The sequence below is a fragment of the Limnohabitans sp. B9-3 genome (assembly GCF_002778325.1).
GTDB lineage: Bacteria > Pseudomonadota > Gammaproteobacteria > Burkholderiales > Burkholderiaceae_C > Limnohabitans > Limnohabitans kasalickyi.
In genome coordinates, this window is the sequence record NZ_NESI01000001.1 from 321,315 (window position 1) to 342,308 (window position 20,994).

At 58.3% G+C, this 20,994-nt stretch carries 20 protein-coding genes; all 20 read right to left on the reverse strand.

The features are described from left to right. Positions 1 to 13: 13 nt before the first annotated feature. On the reverse strand, positions 14 to 2,617 hold the full coding sequence (locus tag B9Z42_RS01615; RefSeq protein WP_100131578.1) for an ABC transporter permease: 2,604 nt from the start codon (positions 2,615 to 2,617) through the stop codon (positions 14 to 16). Then, positions 2,614 to 3,495: a formate dehydrogenase accessory sulfurtransferase FdhD gene (locus tag B9Z42_RS01620; RefSeq protein WP_100131579.1), complete on the reverse strand. Its 882-nt coding sequence runs from the start codon at positions 3,493 to 3,495 to the stop codon at positions 2,614 to 2,616. Before B9Z42_RS01620 ends, B9Z42_RS01615 begins: the two co-directional genes overlap by 4 nt. 72 nt (positions 3,496 to 3,567) lie before the next feature. Further along, positions 3,568 to 3,894 carry a hypothetical protein gene (locus B9Z42_RS01625; protein ID WP_100131580.1) on the reverse strand — a complete coding sequence of 109 codons (327 nt, stop codon included), beginning with the start codon at positions 3,892 to 3,894 and terminating at the stop codon, positions 3,568 to 3,570. Positions 3,895 to 3,919: 25 nt separating this feature from the next. Further along, a complete protein-coding gene (locus B9Z42_RS01630) occupies positions 3,920 to 5,059 on the reverse strand; it encodes a formate dehydrogenase subunit gamma (protein ID WP_100131581.1) in 1,140 nt (379 codons plus the stop codon). A gap of 11 nt (positions 5,060 to 5,070) precedes the next feature. Beyond that, positions 5,071 to 5,292 carry a hypothetical protein gene (locus tag B9Z42_RS01635; protein WP_100131582.1) on the reverse strand — a complete coding sequence of 74 codons (222 nt, stop codon included), beginning with the start codon at positions 5,290 to 5,292 and terminating at the stop codon, positions 5,071 to 5,073. After that, entirely contained in the window at positions 5,289 to 5,921 is a 633-nt protein-coding gene (gene fdh3B / locus B9Z42_RS01640; protein WP_100131583.1) for a formate dehydrogenase FDH3 subunit beta, read from the reverse strand. Before fdh3B ends, B9Z42_RS01635 begins: the two co-directional genes overlap by 4 nt. A gap of 10 nt (positions 5,922 to 5,931) precedes the next feature. After that, on the reverse strand, positions 5,932 to 8,898 hold the full coding sequence (locus tag B9Z42_RS01645) for a formate dehydrogenase subunit alpha (RefSeq protein ID WP_100131584.1): 2,967 nt from the start codon (positions 8,896 to 8,898) through the stop codon (positions 5,932 to 5,934). Positions 8,899 to 8,910: 12 nt separating this feature from the next. Further along, a complete protein-coding gene (locus B9Z42_RS01650; protein WP_100131585.1) occupies positions 8,911 to 9,129 on the reverse strand; it encodes a formate dehydrogenase in 219 nt (72 codons plus the stop codon). Between the two features lie 112 nt (positions 9,130 to 9,241). Beyond that, positions 9,242 to 9,859 (reverse strand): molecular chaperone, encoded by a 618-nt coding sequence (locus tag B9Z42_RS01655; RefSeq protein WP_100131586.1) that lies wholly within the window; start codon positions 9,857 to 9,859, stop codon positions 9,242 to 9,244. Between the two features lie 9 nt (positions 9,860 to 9,868). After that, entirely contained in the window at positions 9,869 to 11,968 is a 2,100-nt protein-coding gene (locus tag B9Z42_RS01660) for a 4Fe-4S binding protein (protein ID WP_100131587.1), read from the reverse strand. After that, complete coding sequence (locus tag B9Z42_RS01665) at positions 11,895 to 12,506, reverse strand: DUF3306 domain-containing protein (RefSeq protein ID WP_100131588.1); 612 nt, start codon at positions 12,504 to 12,506, stop codon at positions 11,895 to 11,897. The genes B9Z42_RS01660 and B9Z42_RS01665 overlap by 74 nt, the downstream gene beginning before the upstream one ends. After that, on the reverse strand, positions 12,496 to 13,098 hold the full coding sequence (locus B9Z42_RS01670) for a DUF3305 domain-containing protein (protein WP_100131589.1): 603 nt from the start codon (positions 13,096 to 13,098) through the stop codon (positions 12,496 to 12,498). Before B9Z42_RS01670 ends, B9Z42_RS01665 begins: the two co-directional genes overlap by 11 nt. A 47-nt stretch (positions 13,099 to 13,145) precedes the next feature. Further along, positions 13,146 to 14,414 carry a benzoyl-CoA 2,3-epoxidase subunit BoxA gene (boxA, locus tag B9Z42_RS01675; protein ID WP_100131590.1) on the reverse strand — a complete coding sequence of 423 codons (1,269 nt, stop codon included), beginning with the start codon at positions 14,412 to 14,414 and terminating at the stop codon, positions 13,146 to 13,148. A gap of 14 nt (positions 14,415 to 14,428) precedes the next feature. Next, positions 14,429 to 15,856 (reverse strand): benzoyl-CoA 2,3-epoxidase subunit BoxB, encoded by a 1,428-nt coding sequence (gene boxB, locus B9Z42_RS01680; protein WP_100131591.1) that lies wholly within the window; start codon positions 15,854 to 15,856, stop codon positions 14,429 to 14,431. 90 nt (positions 15,857 to 15,946) lie between these two features. After that, positions 15,947 to 17,614, reverse strand: a complete 1,668-nt coding sequence (gene boxC, locus B9Z42_RS01685; protein ID WP_100131815.1) for a 2,3-epoxybenzoyl-CoA dihydrolase — start codon at positions 17,612 to 17,614, stop codon at positions 15,947 to 15,949. Between the two features lie 194 nt (positions 17,615 to 17,808). After that, positions 17,809 to 18,699, reverse strand: coding sequence for a helix-turn-helix transcriptional regulator (locus B9Z42_RS01690; RefSeq protein WP_100131592.1), 891 nt, complete (start codon positions 18,697 to 18,699; stop codon positions 17,809 to 17,811). Positions 18,700 to 18,781: 82 nt separating this feature from the next. Continuing rightward, positions 18,782 to 19,090: a BrnA antitoxin family protein gene (locus B9Z42_RS01695; RefSeq protein WP_100131593.1), complete on the reverse strand. Its 309-nt coding sequence runs from the start codon at positions 19,088 to 19,090 to the stop codon at positions 18,782 to 18,784. Beyond that, on the reverse strand, positions 19,074 to 19,334 hold the full coding sequence (locus B9Z42_RS01700; protein ID WP_369806816.1) for a BrnT family toxin: 261 nt from the start codon (positions 19,332 to 19,334) through the stop codon (positions 19,074 to 19,076). Before B9Z42_RS01700 ends, B9Z42_RS01695 begins: the two co-directional genes overlap by 17 nt. Before the next feature lie 167 nt (positions 19,335 to 19,501). Further along, complete coding sequence (gene apbC / locus B9Z42_RS01705; protein ID WP_100131595.1) at positions 19,502 to 20,593, reverse strand: iron-sulfur cluster carrier protein ApbC; 1,092 nt, start codon at positions 20,591 to 20,593, stop codon at positions 19,502 to 19,504. 100 nt (positions 20,594 to 20,693) lie between these two features. After that, positions 20,694 to 20,975 (reverse strand): cupin domain-containing protein, encoded by a 282-nt coding sequence (locus B9Z42_RS01710; RefSeq protein ID WP_100131596.1) that lies wholly within the window; start codon positions 20,973 to 20,975, stop codon positions 20,694 to 20,696. Between the last annotated feature and the right edge of the window lie 19 nt (positions 20,976 to 20,994).

The following is a 20,994-nucleotide window of genomic DNA, read 5'->3' on the forward strand; positions in this document are numbered from 1 at the left end:
AGCGCATGCCGCCTCAATGGCTGGCTTGGCGCAAGGTCTGCACCACGGGTCGGCGCAGCACATCACGCAGCCCCCACCAGCCCGCCGCCAGCGCCAAAGCTGCCCCTGTGGCCGCACCGATCAGCGGCACCCAAGGGCTGGGGTTCCAAGTGAACTCAAACGCAAACTTGGCCAAGCCCCATCCCATGGCCATTGCCACGCCACTGGCCAAAAAGCCCGCCAACGCACCCACCCCGGCCAGCTCCGCACGCTGCACCGTCGCCAGCAATTGGTTGGACGCGCCCAACGCACGCAGCACAGCATATTCACGCGCACGCTCTTCACGCGTGGCGGTGACAGCCGCGAACAACACGACCAAACCAGCGGCTAAAGTAAATAAGAACAAAAACTCCACCGCACTGACCACTTGACCCAACACGCTTTGGACTTGGTTCAAGGTGGCGCCCATGTCCACGTTGGTGACGTTGGGGAAACGGGCAACCAGTTGGTTGTCAAACGTGGGGGTCGACTTGTCCGCGGTCACCGCACGCGGCGGCGCACGAAAAGCGGCGATGTACGTGGTGGGCACATCAAAGCCGCTGTCCGTGACCAAGCGGCTGACGGGATACATGACAAAGAAGTTGGCGCGCATAGACGTCCAGTCCACACGCCGCACCGAGGTGATGCGCGCTTCGTGCAACACACCGGCCATGTCAAAACGCAAGGTGTCGCCCAGCTTGACTTTCAAGGTTTTGGCGATCCCTTCTTCGATGCTCAATCCATCGCTTTCTTCGGCTTTCCAAGCACCCGCCACAACCGTGTTGTGGTCGGGTTTGTCGACGCTGAACGACACGTTGAACTCACGGTCGACCAAGCGCTGGGCGCGCTCTTCGGTGTAGCTGTTGGGTGTGACGGTGTTGCCATTGACCGCGACCAAACGGGCGCGAATCATCGGGTACCAATCGGGTTGGCGCACGCCTGCTTCGTTCAGGGTTTGCAAAAACGAGGTTGCCTGATCAGGCTGAATGTTGATGACAAAACGGTCGGGCGCATTCACTGGCGTCGCATTGCGCCAACTGCTGATCAGGTCGGTGCGCAACAGCACCAACAGCGCCAAGGCCAACAAGCCCACCGCGAGCGCACTGACCTGCACCATCGCATACACCGGACGTGCGCTGATTTGTCGCGTGGCCAACATCAGCCAAGGCGGTGCGCTGCCCTCCACCACGGTGCGACGCAGCACGTACACCGCCAACCAGGCCATGCCTGCAAACAGCAACACAGCCCCCGCAAAGCCGCCCACCACCATGAGGCCGAGTTTCAAATCACGGCTCACCGCGATCAGCAACACCGCAAAGCCTGTGAGCCCCAAGGCCCACACACTGAGTGTGGTGGCTTTGAGTTCACCCACATCGCGGCGCATCACGCGCAGTGCGGGCACGCTGGCCAGTTGCAAAACGGGTGGCAAACCAAAGGCGAGCAGCAAGGTCAAGCCCGTGCCCAAGCCGTAGATCACCGGCCACACGCTGGGCGCGGGCAAGGCGGTTTCGACCAAGCCTGCGAGCAAGGCCACGAACACCAAATGCACGGCATAACCCAAAGCCAAACCCAACACACTGGCAAAGGTGCCCACCCACACAAACTCGGCGGTGTAGGACAGGGCAATGTGACGCTGGCTCAAGCCCAACACGCGCAACATGGCGCAGTCGTCCAAATGGCGAGCCGCAAATGCGCGTGCCGCCAAGGCCACCGCCACGGCGCTGAGCAAGGCCGCCAGTAATGCGACCAGGTTCAAGAACTTGCCCGCACGATCCAAGGTTTGGCGCATTTCGGGGCGACCTGCTTCGAGCGACTCCACACGCACACCGCGCACGTCGGGCTTTTTGCTCTCGGCTTCCGCCCAAGCTAAAAAGGTTTTGGCAGCAGCGTCGGGTCCCACCACGGCGAAGCGCCACGTCACACGACTGGCGGGTTGTATCAGCCCTGTGGCGTCGAGGTCGGCCGTGTTAATCATCACGCGGGGCGCAAAGTTCATGAAGCCTGCGCCACGGTCGGGCTCGGTCACTAGCACGTGGCTGATGCGCAAACGTACGTTACCCAAGACCAGCGCATCGCCCACGTCCAGACCCAAGGCTTCTAAGCCGCCCGCGTCTACCCAAGCTTGGCCATGGTCGGGCACTTGCTTGGTTTTACGGGCCGCCAGAGCCCCCTCAGGCGTCAAAGAGGCTTGGGCTTGCGTCAGACCATCTGCCACACGCAGCTCGCCGCGCAGGGGATAGCCGGCCTCCACCGCTTTGAGCGCTACTAATTTACTGATGCTTTCACCACCCAAGGCGGGTACACCACGCGCCATGGTGGGAAAGCTCAGGGTGTTCACGCCTTGCAAGCCGTCTGTATTGGCACGCTGCATGATGTGCGCGGGTGTGGCTTGGTCACTCACCACCACCACATCGCCGCCCAATAGTTGGCGCGCATCACGTTGCAAGCCGCCGTTCAAACGGTCGGCCAAAAAGCTGACAGAACTCAGTGCTGCCACACCCAAAGCCACAGCCACTACCAGCAAGCGCAGCTCACCGGCACGCGCATCGCGCCATAGCGTGCGCCAGGCTTGGGTCCACCAAGTCACACCCGTGCTCATGCGACCACCTTGCGCACGCCGCCCTGCGCTAACTCGGGCTGCAGTTGCAAGCGCTCCAAGGCGGTGTAGCCCAAAAAGTGTTTGTTGGTGGCACGGCCAATGGTGCACAGCTTCAGACGGGTTGCCACGTCGTAGCCCATTTGCGTGATGCCGCTGCGCGACACCACCACTGCCACGCCCATTTGGGCGGACTTCATCACCATCTCGCTGGTCAAGCGGCCGGTGGTGTAAAAAATCGAATCGGCATCGGCAGCCACGCTGTGCATCCACATCCAACCTGCGATGGTGTCGATGGCGTTGTGACGGCCCACGTCTTCTACAAAAATTTGCATCTGCTCACCGCTGAACAGGGCGCAACCATGCACCGAACCGGCGGACTTGTAGGTGCTCTCTTGCACCCGAATCGCGTTGAGCAAGCCGTACAAACGTGCTTGACTGATGCGCGCATCGGGCAAGACCAAGGTGTCAATTTCGCCCATCAAGTCACCAAACACGCTGCCTTGCCCACAGCCTGTAGTAACCACGCGCTTTTCGGTGCGCGCCGCAATGTCGGCAATGCCGTGATGCGTTTTGACAGCTGCTACGCCTGCGCCGTCTTCACCTGCATCCCAATCGACCGTGATGGATTCGACCTCCCTCACATCACCCACCAAACGCTGGTTGCGCAAATAGCCCAACACCAGCAGCTCAGGGTGTGCGCCCAAGGTCATGAGCGTGACGATTTCGCGTTTGTCGACATACACCGTCAGCGCACGCTCGGCGGGGATGGACACTTGCTCGTGCACGCCATGTTCATTCACCACCTCAATGTGGCGGGTGAGTTCGGCTTGGGCTTGGGTGAGACGAGGCAGCACGAGGGTGGAGGAATCTAAAGACATAGGCTGACTAGGCTACAACAAAAAGGGCCGACACCTCTCGGTGCGGCCCAATCCACAGCGAGGCTGTGAGGATTACGATTTTTTGGCTGGTGCAGCAGGAGCAGATGCTGCAGCCGCTGGTGCGACGACCTCAGGCGGTGTGTAGACAAACTTGCCTGGGTCTGTACAAGGGGGCGTAGCCGCAGGCTTACCCGCTTGGGCTTTGTTGGTCTTTTGCACATGCGCGGCCACTTTATCTTGTGACTTGCACAGCAAATAGGCGTCTGTTTTACCCGTGTGCGCTGTCTTGGCAGCTGCCTCGGCAGCTTTGGCCTTGGCTTCGTCGCTAGGGGCAGGCAATTTGGCAAACGCGGTGGCGCTGGCCACGGCCAACGTCAAGACTAAGAGAGTTTTGTTCATATCAGTTCCTGTATCGAGGCGGTGTTCAAGCGCGGACTGCAGGGCCCGTGACGGGCTCCGAGCGGTGCGCGGGAATCTTGCCGGCTTGGATGTCGTCGTACCAGAGTTCGTGGTGCTCTTTGGCCCACGTCTCATCGACGTAGCCTGTGCGCATGGCTTTGTAAGCGCCTTCCATGCCGATGGAACCCATGTAGATGTGCGCCATGAACATGGCCATCATCAGCAAGGTCGCCACGGCGTGCACCATGTGTGCGATTTGCATGGTGCCGCGTTCGTAAATCAAGCCGGGCACGATCTTGTCGAGCACAAAGCCCGACGCCACCACCACCAAGCCCAAGCCAAACACGCCGCCCCAGAAGACCACTTTTTCACCCGCATTAAAACGGTGCGAAGGTACTTCTTTGCCACCGAGCATGCCGCCCGCTTTGATGATCCACACCCAGTCTTCTTTGCTGGGCCAGTTGTCTTTAAGGAAGGTGAAAAACACCACCGTCAACGACACCGCAAACAAAGGACCGGCGAAGTTGTGCGCGTTCTTCAGCAAGTAGGTGATCCAACCAAACAGCGTGTCACCGATGATGGGTTGCAAGAAAAACTTACCAAACGCCATGGTGGCGCCAGAGATGGCCAAGATCACAAAGGCAATGGCGTTGGTCCAGTGTGCCGAACGTTCGAACGGTGTGAACCGCTCGATTTCTTTGCCCGTGGGTGCACCATGCAACTTCATCATGCCCTTGCGCCAGTAGAAAATGGCGATGGCACCAAACACGATCACCAACAAGGAACCACCGTAAGGAATGATCCAGTTGTTGCGCACTTGTCGCCACGCTTCGCCAGCCGTTGTCAGGCGCGAGCCTGGGTACTGCACAAAGGGTTGAATCAGCACGCCCGCTTCAGGCGCTTCTGATTTAGGCAGACTGCTGTAACCCTCGGCCCCAGCACCCACCGCACGCCACATGGGCGCGTTGTTACCAGGCTGCACCTTGCCGCGCTCTGCATTGTTTTGCTGCGCGTAGCCGGGCGCATCACTGGCGTCTGGTTTGACGTCTTGGATGTTGACGCTCTGAATGGACGAATCCACCGCAGGCGTTTTGTCTTGTGCGGCAGCCGACAGTGCGAACACCGTCAGAACTGTGCACAACACCGATTGAAAAGAGCGGTACATGGTGTGCCCCTTTATTTCGGTGCGCGACTGTGGTCGTCTTGGCCGTATTGGCCGCGAGCGCGCAGGTGCTGCTCCCAGCTGGTTTTGTCGCCTGCAGTCCAACCTGGCTCTACAAAGTGGTTTTTAGCACCGCTGTAAGCCGTGGCATCGTTTTTGGTGCCAAGCATTTGGGCTTTCTCACCGCACGCGGTGAGCGCGGCCACGCTCAAGATGATGAGGGACATGTGTTTCATGATTTTTTCACCCCTTCAACTTTCGCAGGCGCTTGGCCGGCTTGCTTCGAGCCATAAGCAGTGCCCCAACCCCACACTTCAGCGCCCTTGTTGCGCTTGAGCACGCGGTGGCGGAAGATATCGGCCACCATGTCGCCGTCGCCGGCGAGCAAGGCTTTGGTCGAGCACATTTCGGCGCACGCTGGCAGCTTGCCTTCGGCCAAACGGTTGCGACCGTATTTCTCAAACTCAGCTTCGCTGCCATTGGCTTCTGGACCACCGGCGCAGAAGGTGCACTTGTCCATCTTGCCGCGCACACCAAAGGTGCCTTGGCTTGGGAATTGAGGTGCGCCGAACGGGCAAGCGTAAGAGCAGTAACCGCAGCCAATACAAATGTCTTTGTCGTGCAAGACCACACCTTCGTCGGTCTTGTAGAAGCAGTTCACGGGGCAAACGGCCATACAAGGCGCGTCAGAACAATGCATACACGCGACCGAGATGGATTTCTCGCCGGGTACGCCGTCGTTCAGAGTGACCACACGGCGGCGGTTCACGCCCCAAGGTACTTCGTGTTCATTTTTACAAGCGGTGACGCAACCGTTGCACTCGATGCAACGCTCTGCGTCACAAATAAATTTCATGCGTGCCATTTAATTCTCCTTAGGCGCGTTCGATGTCGCAAACGGTGGTTTTGGTTTCTTGCATCATGGTGACGCTGTCGTAACCGTATGTGGTGGCCGTGTTAACCGCTTCACCACGCACCACAGGCGCTGCGCCCTTGGGGTAGTACTTGAGCATGTCTTCACCTTGCCAACGACCCGAGAAGTGGAAGGGCATCCAAACAGTGCCGCTGTCCACGCGCTCTGTCACCAAAGCTTGCACGTTCAAACGTGCGCCGGTGGGGCTCTTCAACCACACGCGCTCGCCGTTACGAATGCCCCGGTCAGCAGCCGTTTTGGGGTTGATTTCCACGTAGGCTTCTTGTTGCAACTCGGCCAACCATGGGTTGGATCGGGTCTCCTCTCCGCCACCTTCGTACTCGACCAAACGGCCAGAGGTGAGGATGAGTGGGAATTTCTCGTGCACCTTGTCGGCGATGTTTTTGTCTTGGATCGTCTTGTACAAGGTGGGCAGACGCCAGAACGCTTTTTTATCAGCGTGCGTGGGGTACTTTTCCATCAAGTCAGGACGTGTGCCATACAAAGGCTCGCGGTGTTGTGGGATTGGATCTGGGAAGTTCCACACCACAGCACGCGCTTTGGCGTTGCCAAACGGGTGGCAGCCATGGTTTTGCATGAACACGCGGATCATGCCGCCCGAGTTGTCGGTCTTCCAGTTCTTGCCTTCGGCCAATGCTTTTTCAGCATCGGTGAGTTCGTCCCACCAACCGAGTTTCTTGAGCAACACATGGTCGAGTTCAGGGTAGCCCGTGGTGATGTCGGCGCCTTTGGAGTGCGAACCATCTTCGGACAACAGGTTTTTGCCTTCACGCTCCACACCGAAGTTGGCGCGGAAGTTACCACCGCCGTCCATGACGTGCTTGGAGGTGTCGTACAGGTTGGGCGAGCCAGGGTGCTTGAGTTCGGGCGTGCCGTAGCACGGCCAAGGCAGACCGAAGTAATCACCGCCAAAGTCGTAGCCGGTTTCTTTGTCTTTACCGCCTTTGGACTTGAGGGTCTTCACATCGAACAAATGCATGTTCTTCATGTGGGCCTTCAAACGCTCAGGACTCTGACCGGTGTAACCAATGGTCCAGACCGACTTGTTGATTTCGCGCAAGATGTCTTCGGGCATGGGTTCGTCCATGCCTTTGACTTGTTGCAGTTTGTAGCCTTTGACCAGCTCAGGGCCAAAACCCAGCTTTTGGGCAAACTGATACATGATCATGTGATCAGTACGGCTCTCCCACAGGGGTTCAATGACCTTCTCACGCCATTGAATCGAGCGGTTCGATGCGGTGCATGAGCCCGTGGTTTCAAACTGTGTGGCTGCGGGCAACAGGTACACCGCGCGGTTGGGGTTGAGGTCTTCGGCCTTGCCTGGCATGGCTGCCATGGCGGCGGTTGCCGATGGATAGGGATCGACCACCACCAACAAGTCGAGCTTGTCCATGGCGCGCTTCATCTCCAAACCGCGGGTTTGTGAGTTAGGAGCGTGGCCCCAATAGAACACAGCCTTCAAGTTGCTGTCTTGGTCGATGAGCTCGTTTTTCTCCATCACGCCGTCGATCCAGCGTGACAAGGTGATGCCGGGCTTGCTCATCATCGCGGGCGATGCAAAGCGGCCTTTGAGCCAATCAAATTCCACACCCCATGCTTTGGCGAAGTGTTTCCAAGCGCCTTCAACCAAGCCGTAGTAGCCAGGCAACGAATCGGGGTTAGGACCCACGTCGGTCGCGCCTTGCACGTTGTCGTGGCCACGGAAAATGTTGGTGCCGCCACCGGACTTGCCGATGTTGCCCAAAGCGAGTTGCAAGATGCACGAGGCACGCACGATGGCGTTACCAATGGTGTGCTGGGTTTGACCCATACACCACACCACGGTGCCGGGGTTGTTTTCGTGCAGCATGGTGGCGACCTTGGTCACCTGCTCAGGCGACACACCGCAGACTTCTTCGACTTTGTCGAGCGTCCACTTGGCCATGACTTCTTCTTTGACCTTGTCCATGCCGAACACGCGGTCGTTGATGTACTTTTTGTCTTCCCAGCCGTTCTTGAAGATGACGTGCAAGAGGCCGAACAAGAAAGCAATGTCAGAGCCCGAGCGAATGCGCACGTACTCATCCGACTTGGCAGCGGTGCGCGTGTAACGTGGATCGACCACAATCACTTTGCAGCCGTTTTCTTTGGCGTGCAGCATGTGCAACATGGATACCGGATGGGCTTCTGCCGCGTTCGAACCGATGTACATCGCGACCTTGCTGTTTTGCATGTCGTTGTACGAGTTGGTCATGGCGCCATAGCCCCAGGTGTTCGCCACACCGGCCACGGTGGTGGAGTGGCAAATACGGGCTTGGTGGTCACAGTTGTTGCTACCGAAGTAGCTCACAAACTTGCGCAGCAAATAGGCTTGTTCGTTGTTGTGCTTAGAAGAGCCGATCCAGTACACGCTGTCTGGACCCGATGTTTTGCGCAGCTCCAACAACTTGGCACTGATTTCGTCCAAGGCTGTGTCCCAGCTGATGCGTTCGTACTTGCCGTTGACCAGCTTCATGGGGTAACGCAAACGGAATTCGCCGTGGCCGTGCTCACGCAAAGCCGCACCTTTGGCGCAATGCGCACCCAGGTTGATGGGGGAATCAAACACCGCTTCTTGACGAACCCAGACGCCGTTTTCGACCACGGCATCGACCGCACAACCCACCGAGCAGTGGGTACACACAGTGCGCTTGACTTCAATTTTGCTGGGCGTTTCGCCAGCCATCAAACCTGAGGCCTGGGCTTTCTTGACCAAGCTCAGCTGCGTCGCAGCCAAGCCCACACCAATGCCCAAACCGGAGCGACGCAGAAAACCGCGGCGGTCCAAAGTTGGCAAGGCTTGCGACAAACCGCGCTGCAGGCGGTTGACCAACGTAGAACCAACAGCCGATGAGCTGGCAGTACTGGAAGATTTACGGGTTAACAACATAGATGCTCCTGATCAGACCCGTGCGGTCTGGTAATAGCGTTTGACGTGCTCGCTCAAGCTGTAACCGCCACCGTTTTCAGGGGCGGGGGGCAGTGTTTTGGAAACTGCTTCGGGTGCATTCATACCCGGCAATGCAGACACTGCGGCAACAGCAGCACCAGCGGCTGCTGCACCCATGAAAAAGCCACGGCGCGATGGCGCGACTTGGTCTTTAGATTGTTCTTTTTGCATCTCTTGCTCCTCTTGAGTCCGTGCGTATGCACAACATTGCATACTGTATCGAATAATGACGTTTGTCTTATACGTAGTAACGTCAAGACACCATAAAAGTGTGTGGATTAGCTCAGTTCATCATGTCGAAGCCTTGCGACTCGACACTGACAAAAGCACGGGCCAACTCAGCCAAGGCACCAAAAAACCGAGCACGCGGGTTGGCTTGCACGGCATCGCAAAACGCGGGCAGCCAAGTTTGCACATGGTTGCCAAAGAATTTGGCTTGTTGCGTGAGGTTAGACACGGCCACATCGTCACCGGCCACCAAGAAACGCATGACTTCAAACACGTAAGACACATGATCTTCGGTTTCAGACATGGTGGCGGCGTCGCGCGTGAGGCCCAAGACTGCCAAATCGGTACGCAATTGCGCCAGCGGCTTCTCGTTCAAAAAGCCACTCAAAAAGTGTGAGGCGTAGAGGTAGACCTCTGGCTTACCCACCCCGCCGAACAAGGCATCGTGTTCGCGCTGAATGCTCAGATCGTCCATGTCGCGGGTCACGCCGACCAGTTGACGCCAGGGTTCTTCCAAGAAGCCACCCGCTGCGGGCGCTTCAGTTGGGGCCACGCGCAACTGCGCCAGCATTTCGGGGCGCGCAGGCGCGTAAAACAACTCGGCCATCAGGCCGTAGAGCTCGGCACGCGCCGTTTCTTCGTCGAGGGCGGAAGACAGGTGAGGTTCAGTCATACAAGTAATTTAGAGGATTTTTTGCTCGTCGCCGGCAGAATAAATATCGATCACGCGGCAGTCACCGCACATTTTCAAACGTTCCAGCGCCGCGCCTTGGAACATGGCGTGACCTGCCAATTTGCCGATCATGTTCTCCACGCCTTTGAGCGTGCCAAAGGGTTTGCGGCAACGGATGCAGCCATACGGCTGGGTTTCGTTGAGCACGCGCACTTCTTTGCGCAGCGGGGTCAGCAGCAAACGCGGCACCAAGTTCAGCGCTTTTTCAGGACAGGTGCTGACGCACAAGCCGCACTGCACACAATTCTTTTCAAAGAAGCGCAATTGCGGTGCTTGCTGGTTGTCTTGCAAAGCGTTGGCAGGGCAGGCGCTGACGCAGCTCATGCACAAGGTGCAGCTGTCTTTGTTGACCTCGACCGTCCCCAAGAAAGCGCCATCGGCGGGCAAGGCCAGTGCTTCAGGGGCGTTGCCGGCTTTCAGGGCGGGCGCATGTTCCAACAAATGGTCGAGCAAGAAATTCAGCGTGCTGCGCTTCTCGGCCGCGACCGCGAAGGTGGCCAAAGGCACCACCGCGCTCACGCGCGATTTGCCTGTGGTGAGGCGTTGCAGCTCGGCATCGAGCTCTAAACCTTGTGTGGCGCGCACCAGTTGCACTGGGACTTGGGCAGGTTTGGCAAAGCCCAAGCCTTCGAGCAAAGCCTGTGCTTGGTCCATCTGCGCTTGCAAACCGTCGAGGTATTGCGGCGCCTCCTCGGCGGTGACCAGCACCAACACTTGGGCTGCGCCATAGGCCAACGCTGACAACCACACATCCAACCCCAAGCTGGCCGTGTGCCAGACCGCAACAGGAATGACATGCGCGGGCACGCCCTGCGCCTGCTTGAGCTGAGCCGCACGGCCCAGCGCTTGCACCACGGCTTGGCCGGCCTCTTGGCTGTGCAGCAAGATCACGGCGTCTTTGCCGCCGGCTTTTTGGTAGGTGTTGAGCAAGGTTTTGAGCTTTTGGCCCTGATCGCTGGCCCGCGGATAGGCGTAGGTCAACGCACCTGTCGGGCACACGGTGGTACAGGCACCACAGCCCACGCACAGGTTGGGATTCACCTTGATTTGCTGACGCGACTTGTCCGAGCTCACGGCTTCGGCAGAGCAAATGTCAATGCAAGCGTTGCAACCCACTTGCTCGTTGCGACTGTGCGCACACAGCTTTTGTTTGTAGGCAAAAAACTTGGGCTTTTCAAACTCACCCACCAGCTCGCGCAGGCGTATGAGGTTGGCCACGCTGGCTTCGCGAAAGTAGCCTTGCGGCAAGGCATGGCGGTTGAATGCACCGTCAGCGCGCAGGTCCAGTACCAAGTCGAACTCGGCGGTTTCTTCTTGCGCCACACGCTGAAAATCAATCGCGCCGATGGCACCGCAAGCGGTGACGCAGTCGCGGTGCGAGGTGCATTTGTTCAGGTCAATTTGGTAGTCCAAACCAATCGCTTGCTCAGGGCAAGCGGCCACGCAGGCGTTGCATCGGGTGCACACATCCAAGTCGATCGGGTTGGTGCGTTGCCACGTCAGGGTGAAAGCGCCCAACCACCCGTCCACGCGCAGCACTTTGCCACCCAACACAGGGTAGCGGCGCTCTTGCGAGCCGCCAGCGTCGCCTGCGCCTTGGGTGAGGATGGTCACGTTCAAGGTGTCGGCCAACAACGCAGCCGCTTGTTCGGCTTGAGCCATGTCACCCAAGATGAGCAAGCGCCCTGCGCTTTTGAAGGTAACGGTGGTGACGGGCTCTGGATCGGGCAAATGTGCAGCCGCCAACAACGCGGCCATTTTGGGGGCTGCATTTTTGGCGTCGCGGCTCCAGCCACCAGTCTCGCGAATGTTGACGAACTTGATGACCGAGGTTTTGGCTTGCGCTTCCACGGCCAAGTCACCAAACAGGCGTTGTTCTTGGGTACAAGCCACCACAACATCGTCGGTGCCTTGCACGGCTTTGATGAAGGCGCCCGCTTCGCGACGGCACAGGGCCGAATGCAAAGTCAGGTTTTCAGAGAGGCTTTGGCTCAGGGCCTTCGGGTCGAGGGGCTGCGTCTGGTTGCAGTCGCAAATCAGCGTGGTCATGCGTGGGGCTATCTGTGAGTGAAGGGGTGTCGGCAAGCTCGGGCTCGTCGTCGAACAGGTTTAAAACCTTGGCGCTGGTCATTTGACGCAGCATGGCTAAGGGCAACGGGTCGGGAATGCCGTAGTCGTCGATGTAAATGTCCAAGCGGTCCATCACATTGAAGTGCGGATCGGTGAACAGTTTTTTCATGGCAGCATTTTTGACCTCGGGGGCCACGTCGCGAGCCATGAAATTAGCGTAGGAAGATTGTGGCGTGAGTTGTTCAACATCAGCCATGGTGGGCGCGTCGGGCTTGGGCACTGCTTCACCTGGGTCAGCCGCGGCGAGAGGCGAAGCCGATGCAGCGCCAGCTTGTGACAAAGCCATAGGCTGAACATTGGGCACACGCGCAGATGGGGTGGCGCTGGGCTGCTGATCGACACGGGTCGAGATGGGGGGCGGTGCTGGCGGCTCATCCAACACACGGCCCTCGCGCACCTCCACTTTGCGACGCGACCAACGGCTTAAAAAGCCAGCGGGCGTTTCGTCATTGGCCATGGCCAGCGCCTCCAGGGTTGCCGCCGCCCATGCCACCACCGCGAATTTTTTCGGTGCTCACCGACGCGGGGTTGCCAAAACGGTCCTTCAAAGCGATGAAGCTGTCGGGGCGTTTGCGGCGCTTGGCCTCGACCACCCAGTGCTCGTCCATGAATTCATTCATCCAAGCCACCACCTCTTGGGGGGCGGGCACTTGGTCCACGTTTTCTTGGGCATCGAGCCAGCGGCCCGCATCGTGGTAACTCAGGCTGACCATGGTGGGCACGGCCATCACCTCGTCGCTGATGGCGGGCTCTTCTTCCATGCGCCACAGCACAAACCAGCACGGTGCGGGCGTGGTGCTGTTGAGGTAGTAGCCCTCGGCATCGTCTTTGAACAGTTCAACGGTGAAGCCGGGGTGCAGCCACAACTGCTCGTCATCGGTCTGGCGCAAGCAACGCGGTGCGGTGCCAAAGTGCGCCTCGTGCGGCGTGAGATCGTGACCCACCACATCGTGCAACACCCAACGCCACGTCTGCCATCGACTCATGGCACCAGGCACGCGCTCGCGGCGCATGACAACAGCAACTTGCAGATAGGGTCGGTGATTCATAGGGGCGCAATGGTACTTGCCCCCGCTGCCCTGCTGTTTGGCAGGGGTTAATAAGTCTCTAAATGCAAGCGCCCTTCGCGCTTCAAAGCCGGGGCCACGTTGTCCCAGCCAAGGCCGGCGTCGTTGGCGATGTCGCGCAAGGCCATGACCACGCCCTCTTCCATGCCCTTCAAACCGCACACATAAAAATAAGTGTTGGGGTCTTTGAGCAGAGCCGACACATCGGCGCTGCGTTCGCGCATGAGGTCTTGCACGTAGCGCTTGGGCTGGCCAGGCGTGCGTGAGAACGCGAAGTTGGTGTCGATGAAATCTTTGGGCAGCTTTTGCAGCGGACCAAAGTAAGGCAACTCTTCTTGGGTGCGAGCACCAAAGAACAGCATGAGCTTGCCGCCTTCAAACTTGCCACTGGCACGCAATCGGCGACGCCACTCGGTCATGGCGCGCATGGGCGCGCTGCCGGTGCCCGTGCAAATCATCACGATGTTCGACTTGGGGTGGTTGGGCATCAAGAAGCTGGCACCGAAGGGGCCAATCACCTGCACCGTGTCACCCGTTTTCATATCGCACAAAAAGTTGGACGCGACGCCTAGCACGGCTTTGCCTTGGTGGTCTTCGACCACGCGCTTAACCGTCAACGACAGGTTGTTGTAGCCGGGGCGCTCGCCGTTTCGTGGGCTGGCAATCGAGTACTGACGAGCATGGTGGGGCTTGCCTTGTGCGTCTACACCGGGCGGGATGATGCCAATCGATTGGCCTTCCAACACAGGAAACGGCAGGCTGCCAAAGTCGAGCACGATGTGGTGCGTTTCGTTGGCGGTGCCTGCCTCGTTGACCTGCACATTGCCCACCACGCTGGCGGTGACCGGCGCTTTGGGGCCGTGCAGATTGGTGTACGGATGCGCGGCAGACCAAGGCGGTAGGGTGGCGCCAAACGCGCCTGAGTTGAAGGACTCGCCCTCACCAGGTGTGACGCTGACTGAAGCGACGCTGGCTTGCGGTTCTACAGACGCATCACCCGACACACCCGCCGCTTGCAACTCCGCTTCGGTCAAGGCTGCGGGCAACTCGTCCCACGTCAATTGCTCTTCGATGCTGTACGCCGCCACTTTGGGCATGCTGCGCCAGTTGTCGATGGAGCCCGTGGGGCACGGTGGCACGCAGGCCATGCACAGATTGCATTTGTCGGCGATGACCACGTAATTGCGCGAATCGTGCGTGATCGCCCCCACCGGACAAGTGGCTTCACAGGTGTTGCATCGGATGCAGATCTCAGGATCGATCAGATGTTGCTGAATCAGTTCGGTGGTGGCGTTCATGGCACAAATTTAACTCAATTGAAACGGATGTAATCAAAGTCAGCGGGCTGACGGTTGATGCCCATGACGGGTGGCGCGATCCAGTTGGCAAACTTACCTGGCTCGACGACACGGCCCATGAGGCTGGCCACAAATGCGCGGTCTTCGTTCGAAGGCAGCCATTCGCCAACCTTGGACATCCACTCTTCGTCACTCACCACACGGCCATCAGGCGTGATCTTGGCACCAGACAAAGAACCGATGTTGCGGTGGAACGCCTTGTGCGGTGCAGTCAATGTGAAAGGAATGCCCGCCTTGGTGATCACTCGGTTCCAACGGTCGATGCCGCCTTTGGAATCGGTGATGTAGTCGTCGCGCAGCACTTCGTTCAAAGCATTGAGCATCGGCACTTCTTTCTCGACCAAAGAACCGTTTTCGACCGACAGGATCTTGTAGCTGTTGCCTTTTAAGACATGGTCATCGGTGCGCTTGCCTTCTTCGTAGCGGCCCTTCAGGCCCGAGCTGTAGAAGGTGGCGGCGTTGGACGACTGGTCGGCGCCGAACAAGTCGATGGTCACCGAGAAGTGGAAGTTGATGTAACGCTGGATGGTCGGCAAATCGATCACACCGGCGGCGCGCAGCTTGGCCACGTCGTCGGTTTTGAGCTGGTTCATCACATCCACCGTGCGCTGGATAGTGCGGCTCACGCCGGACTCGCCCACAAACATGTGGTGCGCTTCTTCAGTCAGCATGAACTTGGTGGTGCGGGCCAAGGGGTCGAATGCCGACTCAGCCAACGCGCACAACTGGAACTTGCCATCGCGGTCGGTGAAGTAAGTGAACATGAAGAAGGACAACCAGTCGGGTGTCTTCTCATTGAAGGCTTGCAAGATGCGGGGGTTGTCTTCGTTGCCGCTGTTGCGTTGCAGCAGCGCGTCGGCTTCTTCACGGCCGTCCTTGCCAAAGTATTTGTGCAACAGGTACACCATGGCCCACAGGTGACGGCCTTCTTCAACGTTGATCTGGAACAGGTTGCGCAGGTCGTACATGCTGGGCGCAGTCAGGCCCAGGTGGCGCTGCTGCTCCACAGACGCTGGCTCGGTGTCGCCTTGGGTCACGATGATGCGGCGCAGGTTGGCGCGGTGTTCGCCAGGCACGTCTTGCCAGGCTTTTTCACCGATGTTGTCGCCAAAATGAATCTTGCGGTCTTGCTCGCCGGGGTTCAAGAACACGCCCCAACGGTAGTCGCGCATCTTGACATGACCGAACTGGGCCCAGCCTTGGGGGTCCACGCTCACGGCGGTGCGCAGGTACACGTCCATGTCGGTGGAACCTTCAGGGCCCATGTCGTCCCACCAGTTGATGAAGTTGGGTTGCCACTGCTCGAGCGCGCGCTGTAAGGTGCGGTCTTCCGAGAGGTTGACGTTGTTGGGGATTTTTTCGCTGTAGTTGATGCCGGACATGAGAGTCTCCAGAAATTAAAAAGCAACGGTGGGGTCAAATTTCGGTTGCAGCGTGGACCACCGGGCACCGCACTGCACAACGCAAAAACATCAAACGCGGTTCAGGTCGAACTGTACTTTTTCGCCTTTGCCGTACACCTTCAAGGCACCTTTTTCGCCCACGGCGTTGGGGCGCTGGAAGATCCAGTTTTGCCACGCCGAGAGGCGGCCAAAAATGCGGGTCTCCATCGACTCTTTTTGGCAGAAGCGCAAGTTGGCTTCCAAGCCGGTCAAGCTGTCGGGGGACATCGCCGCGCGCTCTTCTATGGCGATGCGAATTTCGTCAGCCCAATCGATGTCGTCAGGCGCCACGGTGACCAAACCCAAAGCCAGCGCTTGGTCGGCGTCCAACATTTGGCCCACAGCTGCACGCACGTTTTCAAGTGCCGTGACTTCTTCGTAAAAGCGACGTTGCAAGCGCGACTGGTGGTTGACCATCGGAAAATGACCGAAGTTGAGTTCGCTCAAAGCCAACTTGGGCGCTGCATCGGGCGCGTCGGGCAATGCCAACATGTAAGCGCGATCGGCAGCAAATGCCAACTCAGCCAAAGTACCGGCGAAGCAAGAACCTTCGTCGATCAAAGCAAACAACGAGCGTGACGACACGTCAATGCGGGCCAAAGTGCGGCGCAGCATGCCCAGTGTTTCGTTGACCAACCAATGCGCTTGGTGCTGGGCCAGCACGGCGTCTGAGTCCAAGGCGAGTTGCACGTCACCTGCGGTGCGCAAAAGCCAGGTGCCGATGTCCGACTCGTTGGTGCGCATGTTCAAAATGGCGTCGTCCAACTCGCGAGCCATTTGCAGCGGGTACCAATTAGCGCCAGCGGCTTCGATGCCTTCCACCGTGGTGGGCACAGCGACTTTGGGCGCGTGGACGGTGATGGTCGCAGTGCGCTTGGTGCGGTCGATGGCGACTTGCACGTACTCGTAAGTCAATGCGTCAGCCGAGACGGTTTTGTTCAAGGGTGTGAGCGTCACGCCTTTGCCAGCGGCAGCGGCGCCTGGGCGCTTGCTGGTGGCGGCATATTTCTGGGCGCGGGCTTGCACGGCTTCGGCAAATTTGGCGGGCTTGGCGATCTCGTCCACCAAACGCCAGTCGACGGCTTTTTGGCCACGCACACCTTCCACGCTGGTGCAGAAAATGTCGGCGTGGTCGTGGCGCACTTTGCGCTTGTCGGTCACGCGGGTCAAACCGCCAGTGCCTGGCAACACACCGAGCAAAGGCACTTCGGGCAGCGACACGCTGGAAGAACGGTCGTCCACCAACACAATGTCGTCGCAGGCCAAGGCCAATTCGTAGCCACCGCCAGCGCAAGCGCCGTTCACAGCAGCCACGAACTTCAGGCCATCGTGGCGGCTGGAGTCTTCAATGCCGTTGCGGGTTTCGTTGGTGAATTTACAGAAATTCACTTTCCAGGCGTGGGTCGAGAGGCCCAACATGAAGATGTTGGCGCCCGAGCAGAAGATGCGGTCTTTCAAGCTGGTGACCACCACGCTTTTGACTTCAGGGTGCTCAAAGCGGATGCGTTGCAGCGCGTCGTACAACTCAATGTCCACGCCCAAATCGTAGGAGTTGAGCTTCAACTTGTAGCCAGGGCGAATGCCGCCGTCTTCGTTGATGTTGAGTTGCAAGGTGGCGATTTCGCCTTCGTACTTGACCGACCAGTGTTTGTACTGGCTGGGGTCAATTTGGTAGTCGACGGTGTTGGCTTGGCTCATGGGAATCTCCAAAGGGGTGGCTTGGCGCTGGTTCATGACATGCGATGATTTCATCGCCGTGATGTGCATCATATTGCATATTCTAAATTTTGCAACTGCATTTTTATGCATGTTAGGGAATATGCCTAGGCCCATCAGCCAATCGTGAACGCACGCCCTCCCGTCATGGGCCTGAAAACCAGCGGAGGTGAAAATTAAAGCGGCAGCTTCAGCGCCTGACGCACTTGGGTGCGCAGCGCCAAAAAGCTGTCGTCCAGCGGCTGGGCGCTGGTGTCGAAGGTGAGGTCGGCTTTGGCGTAAAAGGCCGAGCGGCCTTCCAAAATGCGCTTCAAATCTTCCAGCGCCTCTTTGCTGCCCGCCATGGGGCGCATGTCGCCTTGCGCGGCGACACGGGCCAGATGGTCTTCGGGCGCAGCTTTGAGCCACACGGTAAAGCAATGCGACAGCGTTTCATTGAAGGTGGCCGAGTCTGAGACCAAGCCGCCGGGGGTGGCAATCACCACTTCGGGGTAAATCTGAATCGCCTCTTCCAAAGCGCGGCGCTCGTAACGACGATAAGCGTTGGTGCCGTAGAGGTTGTGAATTTCGCTGATGCTGCAGCCTGCAAACTTCTCGATCTCGCGGCTGAGTTCAATAAACGGGAAGCCCAAATCGTCTGCCAAACGCTGACCCAGCGTGGTTTTACCCGCGCCGCGCAACCCCACCAAGGCAATACGGTTGCTGCGTGCTTGCTCGTCGCCGTGGGTGCCAAACATGTCGCCAAGCTGCTGACGCACGCGGCGCAACTCGCCTTCGTTGCGTTTTTCGAGCAATTCGCGAATCAACAACCACTCGGGCGATGACGTTGTTACATCCCCCAACAGCTCAAAAATCGTGCACTGCAGCGCTTGAGCCACCTGCAACAAGATCAAGATGGACGCGTTGCCGGTGCCCGACTCCAAATTGGCCATATGCCGCTCCGACACCTGCGCCGCCTGCGCCACCGCCTTGCGCGTGAGGCCGCGACGCGCACGCAAGGTGCGCACGCGCTCACCCAAAGTGGTGAGGAACGGATGGCGGGTGAGGTCGTCGTCGGAAAAAGACATGGCTGCACTTTAATGCAAATTCGGAGTGAACTGCAAAATAGTGCATCGCGCATCCGCCCAATGTGAGGCTTTCATTGCGACGTTAAACGTGCTGTTGTTGCCAGCTTCTCAATGCCTCATTGATGCGGGTTTGCCAGCCTGCACCCGTAGCCTTGAAGCTTTCCAACACATCGGTGTCTAAACGTAGCGTGACTTGCGTTTTGGTGCCGCTACCCAATGGTCTGCCTAATGGTCGACCTCGGCGCATCGACGGCTGTGCGTCCAGCCAATCCTGATCGGTCAAAGGCTGCGCGTCGGGATCGCTCCATGCAGCTTTGTTAATCAGCGCGTCCTCGTGTGCAGTAGGTACAAGCAAGACCCGTCCAGAGCGCGTTTTAATTGTTGTCGACATAGATCTTCACCTCCCGTTGATTGGCCTTGCGCAAGCTGATGACGCGGCGTACCTCACCTCGGTCCACAAAGGCAACGAAATACAAGCGTTGACCGTTGGGCACCAACGCACACTGCCTGTCTTCTCCGTAATCACGCCTGACATCCATCCAGACCCAAGACTCCGCCCATTCCAAGGCTTCAGCAAACGACAACGCAACACCGTGCTTTGCCAAATTGGCGACGTCTTTGACGGGATCGAACATCACGTACATCTTTATTGTAGTTACGTTTAATAAAACGCGAACCCCTTTTTAGCTTTTACAGAATGACATCTCGCGGTTTTACAGAAATTGAGGCTGAAAAAAACCCGCAAAAGTTTGCACTTTTGCGGGTGGCTGTTACAGCGCTAAAGCGCGTGAGTGTTGGGCGATCAGGTGTCTTTGGAGATCTTGATGCTCGGGAATTTGCTGGAGAAGTCTTTGGCCTTGGCCGCGATCTTCACCGCCACTTGGCGGGCCACCGCCTTGTAGATGCCGGCCACTTCGCCGTCAGGGTCTGCCACCACGGTGGGTTTGCCGCTGTCAGCTTGCAGGCGAATTTGCATATTCAGCGGCAAGGCCCCCAAATAGTCCATGCCGTCTTTGGCAGCCAATTTCTTGCCGCCGTCCGCGCCAAAAATGTGTTCGATATGGCCACAGTTCGTGCAGACGTGCACGGCCATGTTCTCCACCAAACCGAGGATGGGCACGCCCACCTTCTCGAACATCTTGATGCCCTTTTTGGCGTCCAACAACGCGATGTCTTGTGGCGTGGTGACGATCACCGCGCCCGTCATCGGCACGCGCTGGCTCAGGGTGAGCTGAATGTCACCGGTGCCGGGGGGCATGTCGACGATCAAATAGTCCAAGGCCTTCCAATTGGTTTGGCGCAGCAGCTGCTCCAACGCTTGCGTGGCCATGGGGCCGCGCCAGATCATGGCTTCGTCTTGGTCCACCAAGAAGCCGATGGACATGACTTGCACGCCGTAGTTCTCGAGCGGGTCCATAGTTTGACCGTCGCTGCTCTCGGGGCGGCCTTCGATGCCCATCATCATGGGCTGGCTAGGGCCGTAAATGTCGGCGTCCAGCAAACCCACGCTGGCACCTTCAGCGGCCAAAGCCAGCGCCAAGTTGGCAGCGGTGGTACTTTTGCCCACGCCGCCTTTGCCCGAGGCCACGGCAATGATGTTTTTCACTTGTGGCAACAAGGCCACACCGCGCTGCGCGGCATGCGCCACGATGTTCATGGTGATGTTGGCCGACACGTTGTCCACGCCCGCCACACCTTTGGCTGCAGCGATCAATTCTTTGCGAAAACCTGCAATTTGGCTCTTGGCAGGGTAGCCCAGCACCACGTCAAACGACACATCGCCGCCTTGAATTTGCAGGTTTTTCAAGGCTTTGGTAGTGACAAAGTCTTTGCCAGTGTTGGGATCGATGACCGTCTGCAGGGCGGCGGTCAGGGCTTGTTCGTTCAGGGACATAAATTTCTTAGTTTTAGGGAATCGGAATTGCGGGCAAGTCTAGCGCGGTGCGCTTGGCTGCATAAGGGGGCAGGTCATGCAGAGACGGAACGTACAGAAATCAGGCGTTTTTGCGCGCCACCCAATACGTTGCGCCCTCGGCACCGTAGCGCTCAGCATGGGGCACATCGCGGGCCAGCTCGAAGGTTGAGCCCGGCAACAAATGCTGGGTTTGGCCATCCACAGTCAGCCACATCTCCCCTTGCGTCACCACGGCTTGCACGGCAAACGGGTGGGTGTGGGTGTCCAGCACGGTGTGTGCTGCCCAATCACGGGCCAGCACTTCGTCAAAGCCGGCGGCCATGGCGCTTTGTTTGAATTCGTCAAAGTTAGGGAGGTTCATGGACAAATTTTGCAGGAAC